Origin of the sequence: uncultured Dysgonomonas sp., assembly GCF_900079725.1 — a bacterium.
In the GTDB taxonomy this organism is placed as follows: Bacteria; Bacteroidota; Bacteroidia; order Bacteroidales; family Dysgonomonadaceae; genus Dysgonomonas.
In genome coordinates this window covers 2,350,839-2,372,522 of sequence record NZ_LT599032.1, presented here as the reverse complement: position 1 = coordinate 2,372,522, position 21,684 = coordinate 2,350,839, and the positions used below count along the sequence as shown (strand labels likewise).

Annotated in this window: 15 protein-coding genes; 3 read left to right on the top strand and 12 right to left on the bottom strand. The window is 41.3% G+C overall.

From position 1 onward, the window contains the following. Positions 1 to 7: 7 nt before the first annotated feature. The 3 genes from QZL88_RS09750 to QZL88_RS09740 all read right to left on the bottom strand — a co-directional run bounded on the left by QZL88_RS09750 (position 8) and on the right by QZL88_RS09740 (position 3,189). The gene (locus tag QZL88_RS09750; protein WP_296940603.1) at positions 8 to 1,333 is read right to left on the bottom strand and encodes a lysine 2,3-aminomutase; all 1,326 of its coding nucleotides are present in this window, start codon (positions 1,331 to 1,333) and stop codon (positions 8 to 10) included. A 483-nt stretch (positions 1,334 to 1,816) separates the two neighbouring features. Continuing rightward, positions 1,817 to 2,572 carry an NYN domain-containing protein gene (locus QZL88_RS09745; RefSeq protein ID WP_296940601.1) on the bottom strand — a complete coding sequence of 252 codons (756 nt, stop codon included), beginning with the start codon at positions 2,570 to 2,572 and terminating at the stop codon, positions 1,817 to 1,819. A gap of 122 nt (positions 2,573 to 2,694) precedes the next feature. Beyond that, the gene (locus tag QZL88_RS09740; RefSeq protein ID WP_296940599.1) at positions 2,695 to 3,189 is read right to left on the bottom strand and encodes a 3'-5' exonuclease; all 495 of its coding nucleotides are present in this window, start codon (positions 3,187 to 3,189) and stop codon (positions 2,695 to 2,697) included. Between the two features lie 460 nt (positions 3,190 to 3,649). On the opposite strand from QZL88_RS09740, the gene QZL88_RS09735 reads away from it, so the two are divergent. Continuing rightward, on the top strand, positions 3,650 to 5,587 hold the full coding sequence (locus tag QZL88_RS09735; RefSeq protein ID WP_296940596.1) for a sialate O-acetylesterase: 1,938 nt from the start codon (positions 3,650 to 3,652) through the stop codon (positions 5,585 to 5,587). Positions 5,588 to 5,666: 79 nt separating this feature from the next. Here QZL88_RS09735 and QZL88_RS09730 read toward each other — a convergent pair whose 3' ends face one another. Further along, complete coding sequence (locus QZL88_RS09730) at positions 5,667 to 6,212, bottom strand: DUF3332 domain-containing protein (RefSeq protein ID WP_296940591.1); 546 nt, start codon at positions 6,210 to 6,212, stop codon at positions 5,667 to 5,669. A 71-nt stretch (positions 6,213 to 6,283) separates the two neighbouring features. Continuing rightward, the gene (gene xerD, locus QZL88_RS09725) at positions 6,284 to 7,183 is read right to left on the bottom strand and encodes a site-specific tyrosine recombinase XerD (protein WP_296940589.1); all 900 of its coding nucleotides are present in this window, start codon (positions 7,181 to 7,183) and stop codon (positions 6,284 to 6,286) included. A gap of 82 nt (positions 7,184 to 7,265) precedes the next feature. Here xerD and QZL88_RS09720 point away from each other — a divergent pair, with 82 nt between their 5' ends. Beyond that, a complete protein-coding gene (locus tag QZL88_RS09720; RefSeq protein ID WP_296940586.1) occupies positions 7,266 to 7,568 on the top strand; it encodes a septum formation initiator family protein in 303 nt (100 codons plus the stop codon). A gap of 8 nt (positions 7,569 to 7,576) precedes the next feature. Then, positions 7,577 to 7,936, top strand: a complete 360-nt coding sequence (locus QZL88_RS09715; RefSeq protein ID WP_296940584.1) for a hypothetical protein — start codon at positions 7,577 to 7,579, stop codon at positions 7,934 to 7,936. A gap of 322 nt (positions 7,937 to 8,258) precedes the next feature. On the opposite strand, the gene QZL88_RS09710 is transcribed toward QZL88_RS09715, so the two are convergent. The 7 genes from QZL88_RS09710 to QZL88_RS09680 all read right to left on the bottom strand — a co-directional run bounded on the left by QZL88_RS09710 (position 8,259) and on the right by QZL88_RS09680 (position 21,351). Continuing rightward, the gene (locus QZL88_RS09710) at positions 8,259 to 9,506 is read right to left on the bottom strand and encodes a glycoside hydrolase family 5 protein (protein ID WP_296940583.1); all 1,248 of its coding nucleotides are present in this window, start codon (positions 9,504 to 9,506) and stop codon (positions 8,259 to 8,261) included. Positions 9,507 to 9,852: 346 nt separating this feature from the next. Next, positions 9,853 to 12,243 carry a beta-glucosidase BglX gene (gene bglX, locus QZL88_RS09705; RefSeq protein WP_296940581.1) on the bottom strand — a complete coding sequence of 797 codons (2,391 nt, stop codon included), beginning with the start codon at positions 12,241 to 12,243 and terminating at the stop codon, positions 9,853 to 9,855. Between the two features lie 54 nt (positions 12,244 to 12,297). After that, positions 12,298 to 13,722, bottom strand: coding sequence for a glycoside hydrolase family 30 beta sandwich domain-containing protein (locus QZL88_RS09700; RefSeq protein ID WP_296940579.1), 1,425 nt, complete (start codon positions 13,720 to 13,722; stop codon positions 12,298 to 12,300). A gap of 14 nt (positions 13,723 to 13,736) precedes the next feature. After that, a complete protein-coding gene (locus QZL88_RS09695; protein WP_296940576.1) occupies positions 13,737 to 14,588 on the bottom strand; it encodes a glycoside hydrolase family 16 protein in 852 nt (283 codons plus the stop codon). Positions 14,589 to 14,655: 67 nt separating this feature from the next. Next, entirely contained in the window at positions 14,656 to 16,530 is a 1,875-nt protein-coding gene (locus tag QZL88_RS09690) for a hypothetical protein (protein WP_296940575.1), read from the bottom strand. Between the two features lie 21 nt (positions 16,531 to 16,551). Beyond that, positions 16,552 to 18,156, bottom strand: a complete 1,605-nt coding sequence (locus QZL88_RS09685) for a RagB/SusD family nutrient uptake outer membrane protein (RefSeq protein WP_296940574.1) — start codon at positions 18,154 to 18,156, stop codon at positions 16,552 to 16,554. A gap of 27 nt (positions 18,157 to 18,183) precedes the next feature. Then, the gene (locus tag QZL88_RS09680; protein ID WP_296940573.1) at positions 18,184 to 21,351 is read right to left on the bottom strand and encodes a TonB-dependent receptor; all 3,168 of its coding nucleotides are present in this window, start codon (positions 21,349 to 21,351) and stop codon (positions 18,184 to 18,186) included. Positions 21,352 to 21,684: the final 333 nt, after the last annotated feature.

The following is a 21,684-nucleotide window of genomic DNA, read 5'->3' as shown; positions in this document are numbered from 1 at the left end:
GCAGTGGCTATTCGAATAAGAATGGCTTAGTAGCTTCCAATTTAGTCCGTTGTTCTTCAAAGAAGAATTTCTCTTCGCCAAAGGCAGGCTTTAACTGATTGAACCATGTTGCTTTCGGGTCGTATTCGGCAAAGAAGGGGATATCCACCCATTTAGGGTTTCGCCCTTGTATAAAGCGAAGGACGAATATTTTCTCTCCCTTTATTTCCTGCACGCCCAGTACTTGTATCTTTCCTGCATGATCGCTCATGCTGGGACCTCTTACTGTACGGCACAGACCGCTAACCTGCCTGTAGGCGCGACGGAATATTTGCCAGCATTTTTCCAGTGGCAATTCGAAATAATGTTTCGATCCGGTATCGCGTGCAATGAACATGTAATACGGGATACATCCCAGATCGACCTGTTTGCGCCACATTTTGGCCCATAGTTCGGGCTTGTCATTGATATTGCGCAGGAGAGGGGACTGGGTGCGTATCTGCGATCCTGTCGAACGAATGCGGGCGATGGCTTGCTTGACGGCTTCGGTAGATAGTTCTCTCGGATGATTGAAGTGGGCCTGAAGAGAAAGAGTCTTCCCCGAACGATTTACCAACTCGAACAGGCGGATAATATCATCGCTGTCTTTATCGGTCAGATATCTGTATGGCCAGTATGCCAGAGATTTTGTGCCGATACGGATAGTTCGGATATGGTCAAACTCCGGTTCAAGGAGAGGTCTTATATAAGCCTCCAGCGTGGAGGTATTCATTATCATGGGATCACCACCTGTAAATAGTATATCGGTGACTTCTTTGTGCAGACGCAGGTACTTGAAGAGCAAGTCGGCTTCTTTCATTGCAAATTTCAGTCCGCTCATTCCTGAAAACTGCGGCCATCTGAAACAGAAGGTACAATACGCATGGCAGGTCTGTCCCTGACTGGGAAAGAATAAGACCGTTTCGGGATATTTATGCTGAATACCTTTCAGCTTTATTTCTCCCAAATAAGGCACATTGTGTTCTTGTCCTGCCGGATTAGGGTTGAGGGATAACCGTATCTGTTGTATTTTCTCATTTAGTTCTTTTCCATCAGACTGCTCGTTCAGAAGCCTTTCCACTGCTGTATAGTGCTTCTTCTCTAGCATGCCCCGTCTTGGGAAGTTCAATGTAAAAATAGGGTCGGTGTCAAGATTATCCCAATCTATCAGTTCATCCACCACATAGTTGTTGGTTTTAAATGGTAATACTCTTCCTACAACTTCGATATCCTTTACCATTTCCTCGGATAACGATGCTATCTGGGGAATGGAAAGGAAGTTGTGGAGAGTATATGATTTCAATACTCTGTCCATCTTAATGTTAAAAATTTGATATATTTTGTTGATTTTTCACAATATACGGAAAATAATGCTGGAAGCAGGGCTGGCTAAAGGCTCTGTTACATATTTTATAATATTATAACATTTGTAAACCTGATCAATTCTCGACTTTTGCCACTAAGATTCCTTATTCTCATATTTTTTCCTAAACCAATTATCTATATTATTTTAATGCACCGATTGATGAATATATCAATGAGCAAATATGTTAATGCAGGCAGTCTTTGAATTCTATGAGAGAGTTGAAGAAAATTTGAAAATTAACGGATTAAGAAGCGGAAATTGATATTATGAAAACTGTGCAAAAGTGTCAGATATGTCAGGTTTTAACAAAATAATCATAAGTTACTTTGTCTGTGGGTTGTTGCAAGTTACAAGAAAACAAATGATGTGCTGTTGAATAAAAACAGTAAATATTTATTCAACGATATCAAAGCTATAAAATTTAGAAGAATTCTATTCTTTTATTTTCACGTAAATGAGCTTTGTTCGGCTTTTGTCTATGTCACGTTCATCTATTTCAAAAACCTTTTTCTGCGATTTTATCAGAGGGGTTAGTTTTGGGAAGCCATAGTTACGTGAGTCGAAATCGGGACGCTTCTTGATGATCAGGTTACCGACCTCGCCGAGATATGCCCAACCATCATCATCAGCTACATCACGTATTGTGCTTTTGAGTAGTTGGATAAGTTTTTTATTTACAGGTTCGATATTATTGCCCTTGGTTTCTGTCGATGTTCCGGGTGATTGCGTGTTCTGCTGGTTATCCGAATTCTCAAGTATTTCTATGTAAATGAATTTGTCACAGGCTACGATAAAAGGATTAGGAGTCTTTTTTTCGCCTAATCCGAGAACGAACATACCGGATTCTCTCAATCGTACCGCCAGGCGGGTGAAGTCACTGTCGCTGGATACAAGACAAAAACCGTCGACCTTGTCGCTATGCAATATATCCATTGCGTCTATGATCATAGCAGAGTCTGTTGCATTTTTTCCTGTAGTGTAGCTATATTGTTGTATCGGGGTTATGGCATGTTCGAGCAAGGGTTGTTTCCATCCCGAGACAGAAGGTTTTGTCCAATCGCCATAGATGCGCTTAATGGTTGGTATTCCGAACTTGGTTATTTCGTCGAGCATACCTTTTATATTGGAGTAGGGTATATTATCGGCATCTATAAGGACTGCCAGCTTCATATCCGATTTTGGAACCATATATTCAATTGTTAGTTATTATCAAATATACGGTTTTTTGAAAAATGTTGCTTGTCTTTTTATGAAAAACATTTTCAGGCTTTCATTTTCAGGTGTAATCATCATGCACGAAATGCATGGTTTTATAATAACTGTAAAGCAATTTCTGCACAGGATTCAGCGTCGGCAAGTGCATTATGATGGTTTGTAAGTATATATCCGCAGTCATCGGCTACGGTATGTAATTGATGGTTGGGCAGATGACGTAGCTGACGCCTCGATGCGGCCAGCGTGCAATAAAACCTGTAATCGGGATAATCCATTCGATAGGTCTTAAATACGGCTTTCAGGCAGGTTTCATCAAATCCTTTATTGTGGGCTACCAAGGGCAGTTCTCCAATTAAAGGCTCTATCCGCATCCATACTTTTGAGAAAATATCAGCATTTATAGTATCCTCATATGTAAGGCCATGTACATTGCTGTTTCCGTAAGTATAATAATTTGGTTCCGGTTGTATAAGGCTATAGAAGCGGTCACAGATAATTCCGTTCCGGACAATTACGATACCCACACTGCAAACACTTGACATTTGCTCGTTGGCGGTTTCAAAATCTATAGCTGCAAAATCCCGTAGCATATTGTTTAATTATGAGAAATAAAATTAGAAAGAATATATCAGACTGGAAAATTACTTTGAGGGCGATTATATATAAAATAGGCCTATCTTTCTTGAATATCTTTATCTATAGGATATAGCTGATAGTTTAGCGTTCTTTGAAGTATTGGGATAAGTAGAAAGTTGAAAGTTATATGAGATACGAGTAGACGAGACACAAGATACGAGTTGCTAACTGATGACTGTAAAATTATTTACGAGTTACTTCGCCCGTCGGGCAGTTACGGGTTACGAGGGAAAAAATTGTTAATTATTCATTCTTAATTATTAATTGCTTTCCGTGTTACCTTTTACTTTTTCTGATTCTTGATATATACAAATATCAAATATTTAACGGAGTTTACTTTAAATATGCTTATTATGTATTTGGTAAAATAATTATTTAGTACTTATTTTACATTATCTAATATCAATTTACATTATGAAAAAAAATCTCACTTTTCTCATTTGTTTTTTTAGCATTACTTTTTCTGTTCTGCATGCAGAAGTGAAACTACCTCGCATATTTTCAGATAATATGGTGCTCCAACGTGATAAGCCCATAAAGGTATGGGGCTGGGCTGATAAGAATGAAACGGTAGAAATAAGTTTTCTCGATCAGCAAAAAAAGGTAAAAGCCGATAAAAACGGCAATTGGACTATATTGTTAACGCCTGTGTCTCACGGAGGACCATACACTATGCAGGTGAAAGGGAAAAATAATAGTATTACCTTTAAAAATATTCTTATCGGAGAGGTCTGGCTCTGTTCCGGACAGTCGAATATGGAATGGCAGGTAAAAAGCTCGATGAATGCGAAATCAGAGATCAGCAATGCCGATTTTCCTGAAATACGTGCATTCAATGTTGTGAAAGATTTGAATATGAAACCTAAATCTGATCTTAATGGTTCATGGGAGGTATGCTCTCCTGCAACTGTAGGTGATTTCTCAGCTGTTGCGTACTTCTTTGCCCGCAAATTGTATCAGGAACTGAATGTTCCGATTGGAATAATTAATTCATCGTGGGGAGGTACAGATATAGAAACATGGACTAGTCCCGAATCTTTTAGTAAGTTGGGTGATATCTTTAAAGAACGATACAAGGCTCTTAATATCACAGATTTTGACAAATTTGCTAAAGAAAGCGAAGAGGGGAAAAAAGCATTTACTCAAGCTATGCTTAATGACCCCGGAATAGTGGAATCATGGTTTAATCCTTCTCTCAATACAAGCACATGGGAGAAAATGCAGGTACCGAAACTTTGGGATGGAGAATTAGCTGCTGTAGATGGTATTTTATGGTTCAGATACACTCTCACACTTCCGGAGAGTGTTGAAGGAAAATCCGGAACAATACAGCTAGGCCCTATCGATGATAATGATGTAACATGGATAAACGGGATCAAAGTTGGAGAGACGAACGGACATAATATCAATCGTTTGTATACAGTTCCGGCAAATGTCCTTAAAGCAGGACAAAATATCATAACGGTAAAAGTTGTGGATAATGCCGGTGGCGGTGGCTTATATGGAAAACCTGAAGAGCTTACTCTGGATGCCGGTGGAAAGTCATATCCTTTGGCCGGAGAATGGTTGTACAAGGTAGCGGTAAGCAATAAAGCTTTCAACTATGTAGAATTTTCTCCGAATATGTATTCATCCCTGCTCTACAATGCAATGATAAATCCGATTATTCAATATGCCATTAAGGGTGCTATCTGGTATCAGGGAGAGAATAACGCAGGACAGGCTTATAATTACCGTACGCTCTTCCCGAATATGATTACAGACTGGAGAACAAAATGGGGTTATGAGTTTCCATTCTACTGGGTACAACTGGCCAATTTTATGGCAAAAGACGATGTTCCTCAGGATAGTAACTGGGCTGAATTACGGGAAGCTCAAAGTATGACCTTATCTCTACCAAAGACAGGTGAGGCAGTGATTACAGATATAGGGGAAGCCAACGATATCCATCCTCGTAACAAGCAGGATGTGGGACTTCGCTTAGCCTTGAATGCTTTGAACAAAGATTACGGCAAAACGGTAATCTATTCCGGTCCTACATTCAAATCGATGGAAATAAATGGCAATAAGGCTACCATCCATTTCAACAATATAGGAAAAGGGCTCAAATCTACAAGCAAATACGGTTACATAGAAGGATTTGCAATCGCCGGAGCAGATAACAAGTTTGTGTGGGCTAAAACTTATATTGAGGGAGATAAGGTTATTGTCTATTCCGATAATATATCTAAGCCTGTATCTGTTCGTTACAGCTGGTCTAATAATCCGGATGTAAACTTGTTCAATTCGGAAGGATTTCCTGCTGCTCCATTCAGGACAGACAGTCTGAAAGGAATTACACAAAGAGATTAAAAGATTATCAAGGATAAAGAAACCGCCCCGACTATGATTTAGTATGGGGCGGTTATAATTTAAGAATGATTATCCGATCTTATTTTGCTGCAACGAATACTGCATTTTCAATGGATTGACGAAAAGCAAGAACTCCATCGTTGGAAAGTTCCACCTTTTGTTCTTTTCCATTTGGAAGATAGACGATAGCATTCTTTTCGTCTTCGAATTTAAGAACCTTGGTTGATTCGCCATTAGCGACTGCACTCCAGGTATTGGTAGTCTTGTCATAAACAAGTTCCATTTCCTGTCCTTCTTCATTCTTGATATTGTATCCGTTATCCAGTGTTTCAACGGTATAAACTCCGTTTTCACCCTGAACCTTTTTTACAATCCCCGCTTCAACAGGATTCTCACCCGACCAGAATTCAATGGAGTTGATAACCAGGATATCGGCCAGCATACAAACCTCATACACAGGTACGATCCATAATGCAACGAATACAACCTCGTTAACGAACTTATTGTCTATAGTCTGGTTCCATGCCAATACTTTCTTCGAAAGATTGAATGAACCAATACATGAGCTGAATAGTAGTGTTCCTGCAAGAGCTATTGCAGCCACTGAAAAGAATCTCTTTTTCATAAAATTGTGCTTGTGATTAATTAAACATCTGAACAAAGATATAATAAAAATATATTAATAAACTTGGAGGTTCATTTTTTATTGCGAGGATGATGTTCTATTATTTCCTGGCGAAGATATTCTCTGTCCATATGAGTATATATCTCGGTTGTTGTGATTTTCTCATGGCCCAGCATCAACTGTATAGCCCGTATATTAGCTCCCCCTTCGAGCAAATGTGTGGCAAATGAATGCCGGAAAGTATGAGGGCTAATTGTCTTTTTTATTCCGGCCTGATCTGCATATTGCTTTATAAAATGGAACACCATGATGCGGGAAATGGCTGTCCCTCTCTTGCTTAGGAAGAGAATGTCTTCCGATCCTTTCTTTATGTCCATTTCCCTTCGGTAGTACAGATATTTTTCGATTTCATTTATTGCAGTATGAGAGATGGGTACGAGCCGTTGCTTGCTACCTTTCCCCTCCACCTTTATAAAACCTTCATCGAAAAACAGATCAGAGAATTTCAGCTTCGTAAGTTCCGATATACGCAAGCCACAGCTATAGAGGACTTCCAGGATAGCCCTGTTGCGTTGCCCCTCTTTTGTGGAGAGGTCAATTACAGACATCAGCTTTTCTATTTCATCAAGTGATAGTACAGTCGGTAGCTTTAATCCTATTTTCGGCGTTTCCAGAAGTTCTGTGGGATCTGCCTGCATATAGCCATCCAAAACCAGAAAATTATAGAACGATTTTATGCCCGATATAATGCGGGCTACTGACCGGGCATTGATTCCTAAATCGTAAAGCTGGGCGATGAACTGCTGCAAATCGTCGAGTTTCACCTCTTCCGCTTTCAGTACTTCGTTTTCCAGAAAGCCGGAAAGCTTATCCAGATCGGTCATATATGCATCTATCGAATTGGGAGAAAGAGACTTTTCCAGCAATAAATAGTTCCTGTATTTCTTTATTATGTTATCTTTTGTTTCCATCGATACTTGAATATAAGTACAAATATATATCTTTGCAATGTGAGTTTAATCAAACAGTATTGACTTAATCTCTTTTCAACTTATGGCTATTCTGAAATCAGCATTCAACTATCTTATATCCAGATATACAAAAGTTCAACTACTTATAATTCTGGTTATCATTATATTTGGCTTCTTTATAAGCGAGAGCAGTATTTTTGCCCGTTTTAGTTACGATGCCAAGATCATGGAGCTTAACAGCCAGATCGAGCATTATCGCAATAAAACAATCGAAGATAAGCAAAAATTGCAGGAACTTCAGTCGGATAAAGACCGTATTGAGAAGTTTGCCAGGGAGAATTACCTGATGAAGAAACCCGATGAGGACGTTTTCCTTATAGAATAAATCCACTGATGAAAATAAATCCAAAACTAAAGAACTCCATTTTCCAGATATCGGCTCTCCTTATTCTTCTTGCTGCTATCATTTATTACTTCGATGCTGCTATTGCCAAATATGTAATGGTTGTAGGTGTAATCGGTTTTGCCGCTACTACTGTCATTACTCCATATCCCGGCAAGAGCCTTCGCGGTAAACGGCTTTTCAATATCCAGATATTCGCCGTATTGCTTATGGTTGCATCTACTGTACTTCTGTTCATGAATATAAACGGGTGGGTAGTTACGATGCTCATTGCAGCTCTCCTTACATTATATGCTGCCATAGCCATGTCGATGGCGTATAAGAAAGAACAAGAGGACAATAAAGGGTAACACGGAAAAACAATTAATAATTAAGAATGAAAAATTAATAATTAGTTTGTCTTGCTGAACAGAGCGAAGCATCTCATTAGTGAACAGTCATCAGTTAGCAACTTGTATTTCATGTCTTGTTTACTTGTATCTCATATAACTTACTACTTATTCCAAAACTTCAAAGAGCTATAAGCTAATAGCTAACGGCTAAAAGCTATATATAGATAAAGCTTTTCCAAATATATTCATAAGAAAAGGGATTGCCTACGTTATAGACAATCCCTTCCCAATCTTCATCTAACATGAACCCATCACTTTAAGTGAAGAACCTCATTTTATTTTATGGTTTCATTCCCATTGCTCGGGTATATCCTTCATTTTTGGTACAGTTCTTAAACTTCATGTTTTCCAGCAAATCTGTCATTGCTTTTTTTACCGATTCCTGATCTGGTCTAACTTTGCGTATCTTCTCGAAAGTGCTTCTGTCTTGTTTGGTATATTCCGATATAAGATCCCAATTTTCGGGTTTAGGTATGGTTACCATACAACTGTTAGGCACCATTTTTTTATATGGCCAGTAGTGCCATCCTATGTTATTGCGCTCCATCAGGCGGGTCCATCCGGCTATCCACTCATGTGTGTTTTCTCCTGTTTCGCCCATATATATAGGTAAGTTCACACTATCCCTGAATTGTACAAAGTCCTGAATGTTAGCCTGTAATGTGTCGCACCAGTAACGGTGACAGGTATACATCAGCTTGTCGTCGAACTTAGAGTCTTTGAATATACTGAAATTGCCGTTCCACTGCGCACCGCCAAGAAGGACAATATGGTTTTTGTCAACTGTACGGATTGCTTCCACGCATCTTTTGTAAAGAGGCTCCAGTGAATCGTTCAGGTGTGCATTACCTTCCATAAAGTAGTGTGCGATAGGCTCATTCAGCAAGTCGTAACCTAAAATTATCGTGTCGTTTGCATAGTGTGAAGCCACATTCTTCCATATATCACAAAATTGAGCCTTGCTGCCTTCGTCCGTCATCAGCCAGGGAAAGCCATAACTGTCATCTATATTATCCCCGGTTTGTCCGCCCGGAGCGTCGTGCATATCCAGTATGACATATAGGTTTTGCTGACGGCACCATTCCACTACCTGGTCGATAAGTTCGAATCCGTCATGTGAAGAATCCAGTCCCATATAGTCTTCGTTTGTAAACAGCTTGTAATGGAACGGTATCCTTATGGAGTTCATTCCTGTCTGTTTTATATATTTAATATCATCTTCCGTAATATAGTTCCTCTTAAATTCTTTCCAAAACTGTTTGGTAAAATCCGGCCCTACCATTTCGCAGAAAGCCTCGTTGATCGTCCTGTAAGAGGCTGCTTCTGACCCGAAGAAAAACATATAGCCTTCCGGGTTGAGCCAGTTACCCAGATTAATCCCCTGTATAAGGAATTTTTCCCCATTCGGTTTTATCAGGTTAGGCCCGTCCACACGCAGAAATCGCCCTGTATTGTCCGGCGAGGATTCTTTCGGCTGGCAACTTCCGAGAATGAGTGGTAATAATAGTATGTAAATTAGTTTTTTCATAAAATAAAGGTCTTTTGCTTTAAATATTTAATTGTTAAAAAAAGTGACATATGTAACACATTTTTCACTTTTTCCCTGTTGTTCCTTTTTTCTCTTTGTCATGTTGAGCGAAGTGAATTGCAAATCGCCGAAGCGAAGGCGAGGCAAACATCTCTTTGGCCGAAAGAGATCCTTCATTCCACTCAGGATGACAGCAGGAAATAACAAGACAAGTGGAGAGCTTAACAACCCGCCCTCATTGGTTATATCTTATAGATAAACTTTTCTATTTTAATGAAAGAAAAGGCATAGGATAAATGACTATGAAAAAATATATGTGTGTTCCTATGCCTTTTGTTAATCCACTTTATTCTGTCACAGAAAAAGTACTCTTAAGCGGGGCGTTACTGTCACCACCAATCCAAATATTAAAATCGCCCGCTTCCGTTTTTTTAATCAAATCGCGACCATAGAATGCCAGGTCGTCTGCCGATAATTTGAATTCTATTATTTTACTTTCTCCTGCCTTTAATGCAACACGCTGGAATCCTTTCAGTTCTCTTACCGGGCGTACCACAGAGCCTACAATATCTTGAACATAAAGTTGAGCAACTTCCGTACCATCTACATTACTTGTATTTTTCAACGTCACTTTCGCTGTCAGTGTTCCGTTCATCGGGATAGAGGTCGAAGACAAAATAAGTCCCGAATATTCGAACGTACTGTAAGAGAGTCCGTATCCGAACGGATAAAGGGGATCTTTACCCGAATCCAGATAGAAAGAAGTGTTTCCCAGAGAAGTCTGTCCTGCTTCCAGTTCTATTTCGTCCAAACCCATTACTTTTTCGGGAGCAGGGCGTCCTGTGCTGTTGTGATTATAATACATCGGTATCTGTCCTACTTCGCGGACAAATGTAGCAGGAAGTTTACCACTGGGATTTGCTTTTCCAAACAAAAGGTCGAAGATGGCAGGACCACCCATTGTTCCGGGATGGAAATTAAACAACACAGCATCAGCGAAAGGCAGATCGCGTTCGATAGTCAAAGGACGACCTGCCATGATAACCAAAACAACCGGTTTACCCGTACTTTTTACCGCTTTTAATAGTTCTGATTGCACTCCTATCAGGTTGATATTTGATAGAGAATGAGCCTCTCCTGACAAGATAGATTCTTCGCCCAGGAAAACAACAGCGACATCGGCTGATGCCGCAGCTTGTTTTGCTTTCTCAAAATTAGCAGTATTCTTCTCTCTCGAAAAGGCCAGAGCCGGCTCATACACATACCTAATATGCTTGTAATCCCCTTTGAGGGCACCTATCGGTGTTACTGTATGATTCTTGTCTCCATCGAATATCCATGTTCCAAGTTGGTCGTGCGGAGCATTTGCCATAGGTCCGATGATTGCTATTTTCTTATTTTCGGCCAACGGCAATGTATTATTATCGTTCTTTAGTAATATGGCAGATTCCACAGCAGCCTGTCTTGCGGCTTTCATATGGGTATCTGCATACATTACAGAAGCTTTCTTGGTATCTACATACGGATTCTCGAACAATCCCATTCTGAATTTGATGCGTAGGATGTTGCGGACAGCATTATCCACTGTTGCTATCTGCACTTTTCCTTCTTTTATCAGTTCGGGCAGGTATTTGAGATAAGCACCCGTTACCATTTCCATATCCAGACCGGCATTAGCCGATATTTCAGCCGCCTGCTTGTCGTCTTTGGCAAACCCGTGAGCGATCATTTCACCTATCGAAGCCCAGTCCGATACAACGAATCCGTCGAATTTCCATTCGTCACGAAGGATGTTTTTCAGAATATAATCGTTCCCCGATGCCGGGATTCCGTCATTGTCGTTGAACGAGGTCATCAGTGTGGCGGCACCCGCCTTGATGGAATTGTGGAAAGGAGGCAGATATACATTGCGCATCAGGTGCGGAGGTATATTTGTGCTGTTGTAGTCACGCCCGCCTTCGGCTGCACCGTAACCGATAAAATGTTTTACACAGGCTGCGATAGCATTGGGATCGCCTAGATTACCATTGCCCTGAAACCCTCTAACCATAGCAGCTCCGAGCTGCCCACCCAGATATGGATCTTCTCCCAGACTCTCGGCAATACGTCCCCAGCGTGCATCACGCGAGATGTCGAGCATAGGAGCAAAGGTCCAGGTTACACCTGTCGAACGCGCTTCTACGGCAGCTACGCGAGCGCCGTCTTCTACCAGTTGCGGATTGAATGAAGCCGCTTGCCCCAGCGGAATAGGAAATATCGTTTTGAATCCATGGATGACATCGCGCCCGATAATCATTGGTATTCCAAGACGGCTTTCATCCAAGGCGGCTTTTTGTAGTTTGTTTATCATCTCAGGATCGGTAATATTCAGCAAAGAGCCTATTTTACCATTCCTGATAGGTTGGGTTATATTGTTGTCGAGCATCTTGGCGGCCTCTGCCTTGATGAGGGCTATTTTTTCTGCCTTGGTCATTTCGGAAGGTTTCTTCTGTCCTTGTCCTCCGGCAATACCCATTCTGACAAGGAAAGTATCCATGTCATCGTCACTGTATTGGGCGATTGCTTTATCATCGACGGCGAAGAAGCTGACCTGATTCATTTGCCCTATTTTTTCTTCCAGCGTCATCTTGGATAAAAGATCTTCGACCCGTTTTTCAACATCATTCTGGGCATATCCTGCCGAGAATACCCCGGATAGGATAAATGCGCCTAATAATCCTAGTTTCCTTACTTTCATAACTTATTATTTTTTACTATAATTTACTTCTTTAGGGATAGCCTGTAAGAGGCTCTATTTTGCCCAACGATAAGATACTACACCTCTCGAAGGAACTTCGTAAGTAAACTTTTTAGAGCCACTGTTTACCGTAATCTTTTTGTTTCCGCTGGTATTATTCATCAGTACCAGAGCATATGTACCGTCGGTATTTTCGAAAGCCGAATAGATAATGCCCGACTCGGTATTACCTTCCGAACCGATTCGTGTAGCTCCCGGCTTCACTACAGAGGCCAGATGGCCGATGATATAATAGTGCGAATTCCGTTTAATATCCTTAAAGTTACCTCTGAAAATATCTACTGCGCCATAGCAGGTCTGGCAACCTCCCGGACGGTTAGGTCCCATGTCGCTGTCGAGCATCAGATTCCATACAATCACGGCTTTGCACCAACGGTTTACTGTTCCCAGAGCCACATATTCCATATCAGCCATCAGGCGAACGGAGAGGTCCTGTCCGTTGTTCCATGTGCCGATGGATGTTTCTGTAAAGATAAGCTCCTTGCCGGGGGCTTGCTGATGAACGTAGTTAAGCGCATCTATCTGCCCTCCGTAATCGTGGAATGCCGCTCCCGCCACTACGTCATTGTCTACTCCACTTTTGTAAATATTGAGCGGATAATCGGCTACATCATAGTTATGGTCATACAGATAGACTTTTGTGCCTAATCCCGACGCCTTGATTTTGGGAGCGAGATGCAGGTTAACAAATTCGCCCATTTCTTCCCAGTCCATATGGAGTGATGCCGAATTGCCATCATTCAAAGGTTCGTTTTGCGGAGTAACGGATGTAATATTTATTCCCTGAGCCTTGAAAGCCTGTATCCATTTAATGAAATAATCTGCATAGTCTGCGTAATACATTTTTTTCAGGTGTCCGCCTGTCCAAGGATTATCGTCTACCCGTTCTTTCATCCATATGGGACAAGTCCAGGGAGATGCCAGTATCTTTATAGTAGGGTTGATAGTGATTATTTCCTTCAATACGGGGATGACATAGTCGGTTTCTTCCGGAGTCAAGCCAAATCCGGCTTCCTTATCGTCCCAGCAGGTATATTCACTCAGTGAAAAATCGGAACAACCGATGGCAACACGGATATAACTGTATCCCATTCCCTCTGTAGGAGAAAATGTCTCTGTAAGAAATTTTTTACGGTTCTCAGCTGTCATTTTCAATAGGTTGAATGCACTGGATCCTGTTACTGCCGCCCCGAATCCGTCCATCGTCTGAAAACGTTCCGTAGGTTTCAATGTGATAGACATTGCAGACTGCTCATCGCTGAAGTCCACAGCCTGTTTCTTGAAATCCTGCGAGCGGTTGCTGGTAGTTACATACATTGAAACGTCGCCTTTCGGATCTTCAACCGGGGGATTTTCGGAACCATCGCTGCATGCAAATAAAGATGCGATAGTGAGAGACAGGATTGATATGTTGATCATATAGTTCATATTATTTATTTTGCTTTTTGATATACTCTGACATATTCTACTTCGTAGCGGGCAGGGAATATATTCGGGTCTATTCCTTCCAGTCCTCCCCAGTTGCCGCCTATTGCGAGATTCAGTTTTAAATAAAATGGTTCATCGAACGGCCATGTGTTCTTGTTGTTTGCATGGTCATTGTCAAATGAAAAATATTCGACACCGTCGATATAGGCTGTTATCTTGTCTTCTGTCCAGAGCAGCCCGTAAGTATAAAATTTACGCTCGGCTCCCGGAGCTGTGCGTGTAGCCGTTTTTTCTGTTCCTGCTACATGGTTGTAATCCTTGGTGTGTACCGAGGCCTGTGTTACATCCGGACGATAACCTACATATTCCATAATGTCGATTTCTCCATCCAGAGGCCAGCTTTGAAAGTTTTTCGGCATCATCCAGAAGGCAGCCCAGGTACCTTTTCCTCCGGGTACTTTAGCCCTCATTTCGAAGTAGCCGTATTTCCATGATTCTACTGTATTCATACGTGCCGAGATGATATCGGCCCCTTCATGTGGTGTAGTCAGTTTATGAGCTGTGATGGTCAGCATTCCGTTGCGTACTTTAGCTACGGTATCATTTCCCAATACCCTGTCGATATAGTATTGAGGTTCGTTGTTGCCCCAGCCGTTGTTCCCGGTTTCGAACCACCATTTATTGTCAGGTAGCCCGTTAGGAGTATTGTCGAACTCATCGCTCCATACCAGACTGTAGCCTTTCGGTGCATATCCGTCCGTTTTTTCAGGTTCTTCTTCTCCGTTGAAACTGTCTTTACCACAAGCGGATAATGAGCATAATAGAATGGCTGATATGAATAAAAATATATGTTTCATTATTATTGGGTTAAAATTCTTCAGTAAGGTATTCAATACCTTACTGAAGAATGATTTAGTTGTGTCCTTATGGTAATACGATATTGTCTACTTTCATCGATTTTGCATTCATATCAACAGTGATACGCAATGTAGCAGCCGATAATTTAGCAAAAATATCCATATTGTTGTCTTCGGGAATGTCAAGAATTTCTGTAACTATACCAGTAGCAGTTCCTGTAATACCTCCTGCTTCGGAGAAGAATTTCGCACCTTTTTCATTTGCAGCTTCAGCAGCCGGAGCTGTATAAACCTTGAATGAAGCATAAGGTCCTCCATCCCACCAATATTTTTTCTCGAAAGGCATCATTACGGTAGCCTGATAGACATTGTCGCTTACCTTTCGCATGAGGATAAATTCCATTGCATTGCTAAAGTCCCAGTTATCAAGGGTTGCGATTCCTTTGTCTGGATAAACCGAGCTGATTACAGCAGCGGATACTTTTGTCGGATAACCGAGTCCGACACCAGATATGAACATATATTCAGGATGTTTCGGTTCTTCCGCGCTTATGATTACATTGTTACGGATAGGGTTGTATAATAAGCGGTAGTTACCATCTTCTCCTAAGAACTTCAGCTTTCCATCTGTTGTTTTTGTAAAGAAATCAACATTAAATAAGGCTTTAGCCAATCCTCCGCTAGGGGTATATTCGTCACCGTTTTTCAATGTATGGAACATGGATAGAATTGCCTCTCCGTCTATTTCTTTACTTGTAGCATTTGTTACGCTAAAGATGCTTGAAACGATTGGTGTGTCGGGACTTGACGGTTCTTCTGTATCATCCGGTAGCACTTCGCCGGTAGCACTCACCTTTTTGATATCTACGGCTTTCGTTGATGAATTCAATGTTATACGATAATAAGCGTCTTTATCCAGATTGCCATTAGGTGACCAGTCGCCTGCATCTTTAAATATTGCGGAACCTGTGAATGTACAATTTTCGGCTTTGAATACATCATTACCCCAGTTGGTATTTGAGAAAGGTTTGAAAGTTGCACCTTCATTAATGCAGATGGTCGCCTGATATGTATTCTCTCCCGTACTACGCATCACCACGCGGCTGCGGATACTCTTACCCGGATCCCATTCAGTCGTGTAACGGCCATCGCCAGCCCCATAGGCAGTTTTGATATCTTCTGATGATACAGTGGTTGGATAACCGATGCCTGGTCCTGTGAATACATAATAATTAGGAGCTTCTATCGCAATTGTAGGCTCGATAATAACATTTTTGCGTACAGGATTCCAATAGATAGAATACACACCACTTTCACCTATAAATTTGGCTGAAGTAGCATTCTCTCTTTCGAAGAAATCGAGATTCACAATAACATCTTCGTTTCCGATAGCTCCGGCAAGTGTGATTATACTATTCTTTTCTATATAAAGTTCATTCTTGTAGAATGTTTCCTGATGTGCAGCATCAGTAATGTTGTATTTCACTACTTCGGGTAATACACTCTCACTTAATGTTTCCAGCAATAGGTTTTTAGCTACAGTAAATGGTATCTCGCGTGGTGTGCCTGTTCCTGCACGGGTTATTGCTGCTACATAGAGGGTGTATTCGCCACTGCGGTATACTTTTTTCTTCAGAACGGTTGTACTGGCATCTTTTACAGTAAAATTAATTCCTGCTTCGGCAGAAGAGAATTGTACAGCCAGCACATCATCGCCATCTATTATGGTCATAGGGTCGAACGTGATAACTACTTCATTATCATTGTCAACTGCTGTTATCTTTAGGTTTTGAGGTATCTCTACTTGTGAGCCTCCGAGTTTATAGCTGTCGTCCTCCTGGGGAGAACAGGCTGTAAGGAGAAAGCACAAGGCTATGATCCCGGTGGTAATATTGCGTACCATATTTTTATATTTAATGTGGAAATTATTTAATGTTTTCATAATGATTCTCATTTTGAATAATTATTCCCATCCGGGATTTTGTTTTATCTCAAATTCTGTACCCTTGGTTACATCTATTTCGTTTTTAGGCAATGGCAGATATTTTTTTGTATCATCCCATGTCCGGTTCATTTTGTATGTATCGTCGGTTACGGAAAGTACAGTTTTTATATCACGTCCTTTTTCGTCACTACCCCAACGTACAAGATCCCAGAAGCGGTTACCTTCACCGAATAATTCGCGACGGCGCTCCAGTTTGATATTGTTAAGGGTAGCAGGTATACGATGGTTCACATCTCCGAAAGCGCGGTCGCGTATGGCATCCAGATAAGGTTTTGCTGCGCCTTCGCCTCCTGCGTAGAAACTAAGTTCTGCTGCATTCAGGTAAGTTTCGGCCAAGCGATATATACGCGTGTTGTTGTCGAAATTGAGGTCGGCATCTCCGGTTGTATTCTGGTTATATCCCACACGGGCGGTATATTTGCGTAAGAACAGGCCGGTATTTTGGTAACCAGGTTCGTATGTCCCACTCGGCCACTGGATAACGCTTGCATCTTTACGATAATCTCCCGATTCATTGAAAATAGCATAAGCATCCGGTTGTACAGGACACCAGCCCCAACCAAAAGCAAATGTGCCTTTCGAATCTTTAAGAGAACGTGCCGAGATTACCCTTGGCAAATAAGTACCATACCCAACCCATGAATTACCCCATGTTTTACCTTCGGAAAGTTGATTGCTTTCAAAGATGGATTCTTTACAGAATTCACCTTCACGAAGGAACATCCATTCTATCGGATTGTCAGTGAGTTTTGCATCAGGACTTTTTTTGATCAGATCAAATTCTCCGCTACCAATGATCTTTTTCATATCTTCAAGTACCTGAGCATATTTTGTCTGGTCTTTCTGATACATAACCACACGGGCCTTGGTCATCATAGCCATTGCTTTGTTGATACGCGAGGCATTTGCCCCTGTAGTATTCATTGGCAATTCTTCTGTATTAATAGCGGCGTCCAGGTCTGCTATAATTTTTTGATACACGTCGTCGGCAGAAAGTTGAGGAGCCAGATAAGGAGGTGCCAATGGAACTTCATAATAAGGGATATTACCCCATGCTTTCCATAGTAAATGTACATAATATGCCCGTAGTGTACGTGTTTCTGCTCTAAGCCGGTTTATTTCTGCGGCTGATCCGCTTATTGCATTGTCACAGGCTTGTAATGTACTGTTGCAACGTTGCAGACCTGTATAATAGATGCTCCACCATCCTGTAGGTATATCTACAGATGTACTTTTATATTGTGACATATAATAGTAAGGCGGCTGGTCGGTAGCATCACCTCCCCCTTTGTAGATATCGTCGGAACGGAAATCTCCGAAAATAGTTACGCTGGCAATAGATCCATTTGCATAGTTATCCATCAGAAGAATCTGATAAGAGGAAGTAAGCATTTGTTCAATCACGTCTTTTGTGGCAGGAGCGCCTGCTGCAACCTGATTTGTAGGATAGACAGTAAGGAAGTCTTCTCCACAAGAGGGCAACGCCAAGAGGAGAGCACCTAGTCCCCATGTACAAATGCGTTGCATTGTATATTTGCTTTTTTTCGAAAATATATGTTTCATATTTGTAATTGTTTTCATGGTTCTTAATTAGAAGGAAATGCTGGCACCTAATGTTATAGTACGTGCTTGTGGGTATATGCCTTTGTCAACCCCCATATCTCCATCTCCGATCTCAGGGTCAAAACCATCGTATTTGGTAAAGGTGAGGAGATTTTCGGCCGCTACATATATGCGAAGGCGGTCGATACTGGCTTTTCGTGTAATGGCTGCCGGAATAGTATATCCCAACTGTATATTCTTCAAACGGCAATATGCACCGTTTTTGATATAAAGATCTGAAGCGCGCCAGTTACGGTTGTCTTCTCCTGCAACAAGGCGGGGAATCTTGTTTGAAGTACCTGGTCCGGTCCATCTGTCGAGCATCCATGACGGTAAGTTTTGCCGAGGAATATCTGAACGTTTCGAGATATCAAAAATTTTATTTCCGGTAACTCCTTGGAAGAACGCATAGAAATCAAATCCTTTCCATTCTGCATTGAGAGTAAGACCAAATGTCCAGTCCGGATTTGGTTTACCTATCATATCTCTGTCCTCATCGTCGATTTTATCATCTCCGTTGAGGTTTTTAAAACGGACATCACCTGGTTTGGCATTCTCTCCGTATTTGAAGTTATATTCATCGGCTTCTTCCTGGGTCTGTAATATTCCATCGGTACGATATCCGTAGAAATATGGACTAGGCATTCCGTTCTTTTGATAGATAAAGTTCTCAACACCGGCAGCACCAACACCTCCCCATGAATTCTCACCACTGGCATTACCGTAATCCACCAATGTATTTTTCATATAAGATGCATTCGCTTTGACGCCAAAGTTTACGTCTTGTATCTCGCCACGGTAACTCACATCAAATTCCCAACCGGAATTATCCATCGTACCTGAGTTGGCTAAAGGTGCACGTAGACCTACATAGCTAGGAGTTGGCTTTTCGCGAAGCATACCTACAGTGCGTTTCTTGTAATAGTCTACTGTCAGTGTAAGGGAATTTCTCAGAAAGCCTAGATCGAGACCTATATCGGTTTGTTTACTTTCTTCCCATTTTAGGTCCGGATTTGGAAGGCGTCCGCTGCTTATACCGTAATACATATTTTCTCCGAAATAGTAATTTTGGCCACCATCCATCAGACTCATGTATGCATAAGCATCGATTCTCTGATTACCGTTGACACCCCAACTGCCTCTCAGCTTCATATTGTGGAACCACTCAGGAGTTATATCTTTCATAAACGGTTCGTTAAGGACATTCCAACCTACAGAGAAGGATGGGAATGTTCCCCACTTGTTGTTACTACCAAATTTGTCGGAACCATCGCGACGTACTGTTGCCTGAAGCATATAGCGCTCGGCAAAGTTATAATCTAAACGCCCGAAATAAGAGGCCAGAGTTGTGCTGGATGCGCTACCTCCACTGCGGCGGCCTCCTTTTGTAGCATCACCACGCGTGGCGTCGATCACCATCATGGAAGGGTCGTAAGAGATATGCTCATATCCGCTACCGCTAACGGCACGTACAGAATATTCCCGGGCCGATTGTCCTGCAAGGATAGTGAAGGAGTGGTCTTCTCCTATTTTGAAGTTATAGTTCAGCGTATTTTCTATCTGCCATGTAGCTCCACGGTTCATGCTCGACCATACTTCCGATTTGGCAGGGTCTTCATTCGATGCAGCTGAGTTATCCGATAGATAATAAGGGAATCTGTAGCCGTCATTGCCCCAGAATGCGAGGTCGAAACCATAGCTGCTTTTAAATGTTAGTCCTTTATACAGATTTAATTCGCCCCAGAACGTTCCGATGAATTTGTCTTCATTATCGAAGCTCTTGTCCGGGCGTAACATTAAACCGATCGGATTCCGGATTTCCTGGAAATAAGCGGGAGCGGGATTTAATACACGGCCGTCTTTTGCTTTTACTGCATACGGATGTTTCTCGAGTAATGCTTTTCCATCATCTTCAGACAGATATACGCTTAGGTTAGGGGGTAAAGTCGTTGCGCTACCCAATACTGTTCCGAATACATCGTTTGTACCTATCCCTATTTTTTTACCTCGGGAATAAGTTACGTTTGAGCCAATTTTCAATTTATTAAGGAAGCTGCGCTCTTTTTCCGCATTGTATACTTCGTAAGTATTGTTGCTACGAACACTCCAGCGTTTGTAATTTGAAGCATTATAGTTGCCACCGATAATACCTTCCTGATCAAAGTAACCGAAAGACAGATAATATGAAATTTTGTCATTTCCACCGGAGATACTGATCTGATGATTTTGTACCGGAGCGTCTTTATTGAACACCTCTTCCTGCCAGTCGGTATTCGGAGTTAGTCCTGCCCGTGCATCGGCAATGTCCTTGGACGAGTAGAGAAGTGCTTCTCCATTGTTTAAATACAGTTCGTTAACCAGTACCATGTACTGTTCCGAGTTGAGCACCGCTTTTTTCTTCCATGGGTTTTGGAATCCATAACTCATGTCATAGCTGATTTTAGGTTTACCTGCTACTCCTGTTTTGGTTGTTATCAGAACTACACCATTTGCTGCACGCGATCCGTATACAGCAGCCGATGCACCGTCTTTCAATATTTCTACTGATGCAATATCGGAAGGATTCAGATTAGTGATACCTCCGTCTACAGCCATTCCGTCCACGATGTATAGAGGATCACTGTTGCCGGTAGTACCGATACCGCGTATGCGGACAGTAGAACCACTACCGGGTTGTCCTGAGCCTTGTGTAACCTGTACACCGGATACCTGGCCTTTCAGTACATTTTCGATACGAGAAGGCGTCAGTTTTTCGATATCAGAAGACTTTACGCTACTGATTGCCGCAGTAACCACACTTTTTTTCTGAACGCCATAGCCGATGACCACTACTTCATCCAGCATCTGTTGAGTGAGACTTAAGGCTACATTTATTGTACCTCCCGTAGCGGGCCTTTCCTGAGTTACATATCCGACATATGTAAATATCAACGTAGCTCCGGATGGAACTTTAATAGAATACTGACCGTCCAGATCGGTCATAGTACCATTTGTGGTCCCCTTCTCGGAGACTGATACACCGATTAACGTTTCTCCTGTAGCTGCATCTGTTACAGTTCCTTTTATTTCAGACGTCTGTCCGAATACAGCCAAGGAAGAAAAAAGAAATAGAGGAAGAATGAATAAAATTTTCCAAAAGATGGGTTCTCTCTTCATGATTGTTAATTTAAGGTTGATTTAATTAATAGTTTTTAGAGCCTTTTCAAGAATCTTTTGCAAACATACTTCCCTTCTATTTTTTTTTATAATTTTTTAATACATCAAAAACTCAAAAATGAATATAAATGAATACTACAATACTACTACATCACTTTTATTTGTTATTGATAAATAACTAGTTATGTAAATAATTCTGTTGTTTGTATTTTATTTAACAATTAATATTGTATATTTGGATTCGAGAGGATTCAAATAGTAGTTTAAGGAAATCTCTTTGAATAGCAATGACTACAAATTATGACTATTTTTGAGGGTTAAATCAGACTATCG

Coding starts and splice junctions, on each gene's coding strand:
- QZL88_RS09750 (WP_296940603.1), bottom strand. CDS start 1,333: ATGGACAGAGTATTGAAATCATATACTCTCCACAACTTCCTTTCCATT.
- QZL88_RS09745 (WP_296940601.1), bottom strand. CDS start 2,572: ATGGTTCCAAAATCGGATATGAAGCTGGCAGTCCTTATAGATGCCGAT.
- QZL88_RS09740 (WP_296940599.1), bottom strand. CDS start 3,189: ATGCTACGGGATTTTGCAGCTATAGATTTTGAAACCGCCAACGAGCAA.
- QZL88_RS09735 (WP_296940596.1), top strand. CDS start 3,650: ATGAAAAAAAATCTCACTTTTCTCATTTGTTTTTTTAGCATTACTTTT.
- QZL88_RS09730 (WP_296940591.1), bottom strand. CDS start 6,212: ATGAAAAAGAGATTCTTTTCAGTGGCTGCAATAGCTCTTGCAGGAACA.
- xerD (WP_296940589.1), bottom strand. CDS start 7,183: ATGGAAACAAAAGATAACATAATAAAGAAATACAGGAACTATTTATTG.
- QZL88_RS09720 (WP_296940586.1), top strand. CDS start 7,266: ATGGCTATTCTGAAATCAGCATTCAACTATCTTATATCCAGATATACA.
- QZL88_RS09715 (WP_296940584.1), top strand. CDS start 7,577: ATGAAAATAAATCCAAAACTAAAGAACTCCATTTTCCAGATATCGGCT.
- QZL88_RS09710 (WP_296940583.1), bottom strand. CDS start 9,506: ATGAAAAAACTAATTTACATACTATTATTACCACTCATTCTCGGAAGT.
- bglX (WP_296940581.1), bottom strand. CDS start 12,243: ATGAAAGTAAGGAAACTAGGATTATTAGGCGCATTTATCCTATCCGGG.
- QZL88_RS09700 (WP_296940579.1), bottom strand. CDS start 13,722: ATGATCAACATATCAATCCTGTCTCTCACTATCGCATCTTTATTTGCA.
- QZL88_RS09695 (WP_296940576.1), bottom strand. CDS start 14,588: ATGAAACATATATTTTTATTCATATCAGCCATTCTATTATGCTCATTA.
- QZL88_RS09690 (WP_296940575.1), bottom strand. CDS start 16,530: ATGAAAACATTAAATAATTTCCACATTAAATATAAAAATATGGTACGC.
- QZL88_RS09685 (WP_296940574.1), bottom strand. CDS start 18,156: ATGAAACATATATTTTCGAAAAAAAGCAAATATACAATGCAACGCATT.
- QZL88_RS09680 (WP_296940573.1), bottom strand. CDS start 21,351: ATGAAGAGAGAACCCATCTTTTGGAAAATTTTATTCATTCTTCCTCTA.